General features: G+C 67.1%; 7 protein-coding genes. All 7 read right to left on the reverse strand.

The window, feature by feature from the left end:
- Positions 1 to 487: 487 nt before the first annotated feature.
- Complete coding sequence (cas2, locus tag AC1HC7_RS16705; protein WP_479499240.1) at positions 488 to 778, reverse strand: CRISPR-associated endonuclease Cas2; 291 nt, start codon at positions 776 to 778, stop codon at positions 488 to 490.
- Positions 779 to 781: 3 nt separating this feature from the next.
- Complete coding sequence (gene cas1c, locus AC1HC7_RS16710; RefSeq protein ID WP_479499241.1) at positions 782 to 1816, reverse strand: type I-C CRISPR-associated endonuclease Cas1c; 1035 nt, start codon at positions 1814 to 1816, stop codon at positions 782 to 784.
- Positions 1813 to 2451, reverse strand: coding sequence for a CRISPR-associated protein Cas4 (gene cas4, locus AC1HC7_RS16715; RefSeq protein ID WP_479499242.1), 639 nt, complete (start codon positions 2449 to 2451; stop codon positions 1813 to 1815). Before cas4 ends, cas1c begins: the two co-directional genes overlap by 4 nt.
- Positions 2423 to 3349 carry a type I-C CRISPR-associated protein Cas7/Csd2 gene (cas7c, locus tag AC1HC7_RS16720; RefSeq protein ID WP_479499243.1) on the reverse strand — a complete coding sequence of 309 codons (927 nt, stop codon included), beginning with the start codon at positions 3347 to 3349 and terminating at the stop codon, positions 2423 to 2425. Before cas7c ends, cas4 begins: the two co-directional genes overlap by 29 nt.
- Positions 3346 to 5196 (reverse strand): type I-C CRISPR-associated protein Cas8c/Csd1, encoded by a 1851-nt coding sequence (cas8c, locus tag AC1HC7_RS16725; protein ID WP_479499244.1) that lies wholly within the window; start codon positions 5194 to 5196, stop codon positions 3346 to 3348. Before cas8c ends, cas7c begins: the two co-directional genes overlap by 4 nt.
- Positions 5193 to 5861, reverse strand: coding sequence for a type I-C CRISPR-associated protein Cas5c (gene cas5c / locus AC1HC7_RS16730; RefSeq protein ID WP_479499245.1), 669 nt, complete (start codon positions 5859 to 5861; stop codon positions 5193 to 5195). The genes cas8c and cas5c overlap by 4 nt, the downstream gene beginning before the upstream one ends.
- On the reverse strand, positions 5858 to 7659 hold a 1802-nt coding region (gene cas3 / locus AC1HC7_RS16735; RefSeq protein WP_479499246.1), incomplete at its 5' end, for a CRISPR-associated helicase Cas3'. The genes cas5c and cas3, both read right to left, overlap by 4 nt.

Below are 7659 nucleotides of genomic sequence, written 5' to 3' on the forward strand. Positions count from 1 at the left end.
GCCCCCGTGGTGGGGGCGACACAGGCCGTCCGCCATGCGGCGCGCGGTCAGGGTGTTTCAATCCACGCCCCCGTGGGGGGGGCGACCGCCTGTTCCCGCCGCCCGTGGGCGTTGGGGAAAGTGTTTCAATCCACGCCCCCGTGGTGGGGGCGACCAGGGGCCGCGCGTTGAAATCCCCACAAACCAGCATGTTTCAATCCACGCCCCCGTGGTGGGGGCGACATGGCCACTATCAAGGGTTCTGATGTCGTTCTCAAGTTTCAATCCACGCCCCCGTGGTGGGGGCGACAGGTTGCTTGTAACATTCTGACGCGCATAATGAAACATGACCGGTTTTGCGAACCCCTCACTTGTTGTCTTTCATCTGGCCTGCTCGGGCGGTTCCCGGGAAAAACTCTGTTTCTTTTCAGCCGATGGGTCGACATGCGAACCCTCCTGACTGCTCATGGGCACTGGAGGTTCGCGCGCCAGAAGCTGTTTGTCCGTGTCATATGATCAGCGGGCCATCGAAATCGGTGGCCGGTTTTGCGCCCACATGCTCAATACGGCGACGCCAGTTGGCCCCCAGCATGTAGAAGCGCAGGGAATCGACCTCCGGGTCGATCAGATCGCACAGACGGGCACGCAGGGCCGTCCATTCGGCCGGGGACAGTTCGCATTCGAAAACAGAATACTGCACCCGCTGACCATAATCGAGGCAGGCCTTCGAAACACGGCGCAGACGGCGACGACCGGTGGCGTCCCGGGTGCGAACGTCATAGGTGATCAGGACCATCATGGCTCATCTCCAGACATGGGCCGGGTAGGCGTCGAGGTCGCCGCGCAGATGGCGGGCCAGAAGCTGGGCCTGAAGCTGCGGGAACAGGCCGAGCCGCACGGTTTCCTCGATGAAGTCATGGCGCAGGGTGGTGCGCTTGCGCTCCTGCCAGGCGGTCAGGACGGTGGTGCGGGCGTCATCGGTCAGAAACACGCCGCCGGTTTCCTCGCGGCGGAAATCGCGCGGGCCAAGCTGGCGGCGGTTGATCAGGGAGAGCACGAGGCGGTCGGCCAGCGGCGCGCGGAACTCTTCCATCAGATCGAGCGCAAGGCTGGCCCGGCCGGGGCGGTCACGATGAAGAAAGCCCATCTGCGGATCGAGGCCATGGCTTTCGGCCCCGGCGCGGCAGTCGGCGGCGAGAAGCACATAGACCAGCGACAAAAGCGCGTTGACCGGATCGCGTGGCGGACGGCGGTTGCGGCCGGAGAAGCCGAACTCGGGGTTGCGGATCAGATGGCCGAACACGGCCCAGTAGGCATTGGCGCCGTCACCCTCGAGGCCGCGGAGGCTGTCCATGTCGGGACAGGCGAACGCTTGGCGGGCGCTGCGGCCAAGCTGGGCGACAGTGCGTTCGAGCGCCTCGCGGACGGGAGCGGCCAGCCCCGTGCCATGGTCGCGCAGGCTGCGGGCGATCACCCCGCGCTGGTTGGCCAGCTTGGCGGCCGCCATGGCCCGGGCCACGGGCAGAGCCGCGCGCTCGTTGCGGGTGGCCTCGTGCTGGGCGCGCCGCAGGAGGACATTGCCGCTCTGGGGGCCCTCGATGCGGGCCAGATAGCGGCCGTGAGGCGACAGGAAGGTGATGGAAACGCCTTCCTCGGCACAGAAATGCATCAGCTGCGGCGACAGCCCCACCTGCCCGAAGCACATGATCTGGCCCAGGAGATGGGCCGGGAACCGGCCCCGTTCGGCGCCGTCGATACGCACCACGACATTGCGCCCGTCCTTGCTCAGCCAGGCCCCTTCGGAGGTGACATAGAGCGTGTTGAGCAGCTTCTTCATGGGGGCTCCTCCCGGGCGATGGCGCGGCTCAGCCAGCGGGCCGCGCTTTTGCGCAGCTTCGGCCGGCACAGCGCGTTGAGCGAGCAGGCATCGCATCGCCGGGGCGCGTATTCGGGCGCAGGCAGCGCGCCGCTCGCAAACAAGGCGCGCACCTCGGCGATGGCAGAGATGGTGAGCTGGCGAAGCTCGTCATCGAAGGCCACCGGTTTGCGGCGCCGGTTCTTCCCGTAGAACAGGGCGCCTTCGGCAATGGTGCAGGCGAACATCTCCTCGAGGCAGAGCGCCTGGGCGCAGAGCTGCACCTCGTCGGCGCGGTGTGCCTTGGGGCGGCCGCGCTTGTATTCCACCGGGAAGGGGCGCGGCGGACGGCCGGAAAGTTCGACCACATCGGCAAGCCCGTGAATGCCGTGCCGTCGGCTTGCGATCTCCACCGACCGCAGGATGCGCACGCCGGGTCGCCTCTCGGCCCGACCGCTGTCGGAGCGGGCGTGGAGCACCCGCCCCTCGGCGGTCAGACGGTTTTCGGCCCAGAGTCGCTCGACATGGATCAGGGCGCATTGCCGCGGACAGAAAAGCCAGTGCTGCAGCGCCGAGATCGGGATGCTCTCAGGCGCAGGGGCCGCAGGGTTCGACAATGCTCACACCCTCGGGCAGGCCATCGCGGTCGATCTCGATGCGATAGTCCGAGAAGGCCCGCGCCGGCGGCCAGTTGTCGAAGGGGCTGTCGCCCACGGGCAGGCATTCGCCGTTGTGGCAGCGCAAAACCTTCACCCGGTCGAACAGTTCATGTGCATGGGCGTTGCCCAGCGGGCTGTCATGGCGGAAGGCGATCAGTTTGCGGGTGGCCATCATGCCGCGGGCGGCCGAGCGGTCGAGCTCGAACATGTTGCACAGCGCCTGCCAGAGCAGTTCGAGGTCACCTTCGGAAAAGCCCGTGCGCTCGGCCAGCTTGGCGTTGATGAAGCCGTGGGCCTTGTAGAGGCCATAGGGCACTATATGCTTGCGGCCCATGGTGCGTTTCTTGTCCACGTCCTTCTCGTTGGTCACCGAAGAACGGGTGATGGAGATTTCCAGCGGCAGGATCGGCTCGGCCGAGCGGGCGAAGGTCATCTGGACCGGGCCACGCACCTGCCCGGCATTGACCTCGGTGGTCATCACCGCCCCGAAGGTGCGGATGTCGTAGAAGTTGCGGCACATCCATTTGGTGATCTTGCGCGCCTTTTCCTCCTCCTTGGGCAGCTTCTTCGAGGCCGGTTTCAGCTCGAGCTCTTCATAGGCACGCGCGTGCTGGCGGTTGAGCACGCCGCCATCGGCCATGTAGATTTCATGCCCCGGTTCGCCCGCCATGGCTTCGGCCACGAAGTTGCGCACCTTGCGCTTGAGGCTGACATCCGACACCAGCCCGTGGTTGGTCTCGGGATCCATGCGCGGCAGGTTGCCGGCATCCGGATCGCCGTTGGGATTGCCGTTCTCGACATCGAAGAACAGGACGAAGTCATAGCGGTTGGCGATGGGAGTTGCTGGGGCGCTCATTTGTCTGCTCCTTCGGTTTCGTCGGGGGGGGCGTCAGGGGATTGGCCGGCGCTGTCCTCGGCGGCGGTTTCGTCCTTCTTCGCCCAGCGCTGGTGGTAATAACCGGCAATGAAGCGGCCCTGCTCTTCAAGGTTCAGGCTGCGGGGCAGCTCCGGCGGCAGCCCGGCCCAGATCTCGCCCATCTCGGCCTCGAACCAATGGGCCAGCCCGCCGCCGTCCCCCTTGCGCAGGTTCGACAGGTGATGCGTGGCGGTCTTGACCAGGAGCGGAAAGACCCGCGCCGGCGTGGCCGAGGCGGCGGCGAAGTAGCGGTCCTTTATGGTGGCGTTGAGGCCGGGGAGTGCGCTTTGCTGGATGCGTTCGAGGACGGCGAACAGTCGGCCCAGCCGATAGGCCGGGTCGAGGGTGTCTCGGTCAAGCGACATTGGAAATTTCTCCTCCTCCAGGTTGCGGCGGAAATGAGCGGCGATGGTGGCGACGCGGCGGGCGTTGATGTCGCCATCGGCGCGGATGCGGGTGATGACGGCCAAAAGCAGGGTGCGCGGATAGTCGGTTCCGGTGAGCACGGCGCGCATCAGATCGCCGCCAAGGCGGGGCGGGATGGTGTCGGCCTTCGGTTTTCCGCCTGCGCGAATGGCCGTCTCGTAGAGCAGCGACCAGGCGGCAGGCGGGCCTTTCCAAGCCGGCGGCTCCAGCGCCAGATCCTCCCAGAAGCGGGTGACGTTGGCGGCGAAATCGCCCAGCCTGCCGGGATGCCAGAAGCGCACCGAAAGCCGGGCGGCATTGGGGGCGAGGCCGAGGATGAAGACCCGCGTCGCCGGATCAAGCCCCGACGCTTCGGCCGGGGCGCGGCCGGCGGCGATGTCGGTGATCAGGGCGCGCAGGCGATTGGCTTCGGCCGCATCGTCGGGCGGGTTCAGCGCGCCCATCAGCAGCGCATCGAGCGTTTCGGCCCGCTCGGCCTCGGGCGCCTCGGCCCAGAAGACCACGGTGGTGTCGCCCACCCGCAGGTTGTGGCCGGACTCGCGCGCCAGCAGCGCGTTGAGCCCGGCGCCGTAAGCAAAGGCCGCCTCGGCCGAGACCGGGGCATTGTCGCCCTGTTCATGGCCGAAGGAGGTGAAGGCATCGAGGTTGAACGACACCAGCGCCGCCCCTGAACTCTGCGCGCCCGCAACCCCCTTGATGGCCGGATGCAACCGGGCGATGGAGGCATGGCGGCCGGCAATCAGGCAGATACCCTCCTCTTCCCCGCCTTCCTTGCGTGCCAGCAGGCGCCGGGCGGCTTCACGCTGGTGAAGATGGCGCGGCGTGCCGTCTTCATGCGTATCGCCTTCGAGGCGGAAGACCAGGTTCCTGTCGAGCAAGTCGGGCGTTTCGGCGACTTCGGTGAAACGCGCCGGATCCCAGCTGTTCAGAAAGGCGCGAAAGGCGGCCAGGCCCGGGTCGTCGCTGTCGCTGATCAGCGCGCGGACCGCTTCGACGAAGGTCGAGTGCTTGCGCCGGGTGGTGGCATCGCAAAGGGGTTGCGGGTGGCCGTCCTCGTCCAGCACGGTCCGGGTCCTGTCATCCTTCAGAGCGGTGATGCCGAGGCTGTATTCGGTCTTGTCCCACAGCAGGTTCGGCTTGATGCCCGAGGTGCGCTTGACCGCGGCCGGCACTGCCATCTTCCGGTCACGCCATTTTCCCTTGTCATCCGTCCCGCCCAGCCGGTTGATGAACAGCACGCGGCCGTCTTCGGCCAGCACCACCTCGCCGCCGATATTCTCCATCGAGTAGCCCGGCGGCGGGGCCCTTCCCTGACGCTCCATCCGCTCGTAAAGCCGGGCAAGTTCGATCAGGATGGTCATTGCACCAGCCCCTCCTTGCGGGCGCGGGCGACATCGAGAACCCCGTCTTCGAGTCGCGCGCGAAAGAACTGCGGACGGCGGCCGTTGGCGAAGTCGATGCCGTGGAGCATCCAGCCCAGATCGCGGGTCTTCTGGTCGTCGGGCAGCGCCGAGGGCGGGATTTCGTCCACCCAGGAGAAATCGGCGGCGAATTCGCGCAGGCCCAGGGCGGGGCGGTGAAAGCACTGCCCCTTTTCGGCGCGCCTGCGGAACATGTCGTGATGCTTGGCGGGGTTGTCATCGGGGCCTGCGTCTTCGGTCATCTCGAAATGGGCCTCGATCACATAGGCAACCTCGCGCAGCGCGAGCGTGGCGCGTTGCTGGCGGTCTTCCTCGACCACAAGGCGCAACCCCTCGGTGCTGCCGCGCTTCATGGCGGTCGCCACTTTCGTGGCGGGGATCTTGTGGCCCACCTCGTTGCGGCGGATGGTGTCGAAGCGGATCGGCTTCAGCACATGGATGCGGTCGATCACCCAGCGGATGGCCGGCTTCCAGTGGATCGCCTCGAGAATGCCCCGCGCAGCCGAAGGCGTCATCACGTCGTAGGAGACGCGCTCGACCTTCATCTCGGGGCGGGTGAAACAGGCGTAATCGCCCCATATGTGCAGCCGGATGCCGTAGCTCACAGGATCGTTCCTCCCAGATCTTCCGGGTCTTCGGGCGAGAACCCGGCGGTTTCGTCGTAGAGACGCGGGTTGTCGAGAACCGCGAACTGGTCGCCGAAGGCCGCGCTGTTCCAGAAGCTGGCGGCGCCGGCGGCCAGCAGCTCGGCGCGCTGGCGGGCGGGCAGTTGCACCGTGAAGGGCTGGAGCGCACGCGCCACGCTGCCCGCGTGGGGGTTGTGCTCCAGTTGGCTGAGCGTATCGGGCGCGATTCCCCACCGTCCGCTGCGGATGACCAGCGGCAGGCTGCCATCCTCGATCATGCGGAAGGCGCCGGCGATGTCGGCGAAGGGAAAATCCAGCTGATTGCCGGCTTCCGCAAGCGCCTTGAGAATGCCGGAATTGCCCGCGACCTCGGCCGCATCCATCAGCTCGGGGCCGCGCCGCCAGTAGAGTTTGCGGAAATAGTCGCGCACTGCCTCGAGCGAGAGGGGATCGGCGTGCTCTTCCAGCACCGCCGCCCCCACCTCGGCGAATTGCCCCAGATCGGCAGGCGGCCTGAAATCGCTGCCCGAGCGGAAGACGAACACCTCGCCCGTCTCGCGCCGGCCCTCGCGGTTGCAGCGCCCTGCGGCCTGGGCGATGGAGTCGACCCCCGCCACCTCGCGCCAGACCTGGGGGAAGTCCACATCCACCCCGGCCTCGACCAGCGAGGTGGCGACCAGGCGCACCGGATCGCCATTTGCGAGCCGCTTGCGGATATCGGCCAGCACCGCGCGGCGGTGCGCCGGCGTCATCCAGGTGGTCAGCAGCGCTGCGCCGGGAGCATCGCGCAAGGCCTCGAACAGGGCGCGGGCATGATTGCGGTTGTTGAGGATCGCCAGCACCTGATCGGCATCGCGCAGGCGGGCGGCGAGGGCCTCGTCATCGAGCGTGCCGGCATCCTGCACCCGCACTCGGCGGAACGCCTCGTAAAGCTGCGGCGGATCAGGGGCGAGTTCACGCACCTCGCCTGGCGGCAGCCCTTCCGGCGCGGGGAATCCGTCCCCCTCGCGCCCTTTCAGCAGGGCCGGTTGCGTGGCAGTGCACAAGATGACCGAGCTGCCATAGCCCCGCACAAGCTCCTGCAGCGCCGCAAGACAGGGGCGCAGAAGGCGCAGGGGCAGGGTCTGCGCCTCGTCCAGCACGATCACCGCCTTCGCCATCCGGTGCAGCTTGCGGCAGCGCGCGGGGCGGTTGGCAAAGAGGCTTTCGAAGAACTGCACCGCGGTGGTGACGACCACCGGCCTGTCCCAGTTCTGCGCGGCAAGTCGGATCCGCTCTTCCTCGTGCGGGTCATCCACGCCTTCCCAGTCGAAACTCGAGTGATGCTCAAGCACGCCGTCGCCGGCGCCGAGGGCGGCGCGGAACACATCCGCCGTCTGCTCGATGATCGAGGTATAGGGGATGACGAAAATCACCCGCTCGAGCCCGTGGCGCCGGGCATGGTCGAGCGCGAAGGCCAGCGAGGTCAGGGTCTTGCCGCCACCCGTCGGCACCGTCAGGGTGAAGAGCCCCGGCGAATTGTCCGCCTGCGCGCGCACATGGGTCAGGATCTCGGCCCGCAGGCGGTTGATCTCGCCAACTGGCGGGCCGAAGCGCGACAGGTGCGCATCGAGCGCCTTGATCAGATCCTCGAGGGCGCCGTTCCACCCCCGCGGGCTCTGCCGCCCCGACACCCGGTCGTAGAATGCTTCGGTTTCGAGGAAATCCGCATCCACAAGGGCCGAAAACAGCATGCGGGTGAAGAAATGCAGGCGGAAATTGGCAGTGTCGTCATTGG

The sequence above is a fragment of the Oceanicella sp. genome, from assembly GCF_056449545.1.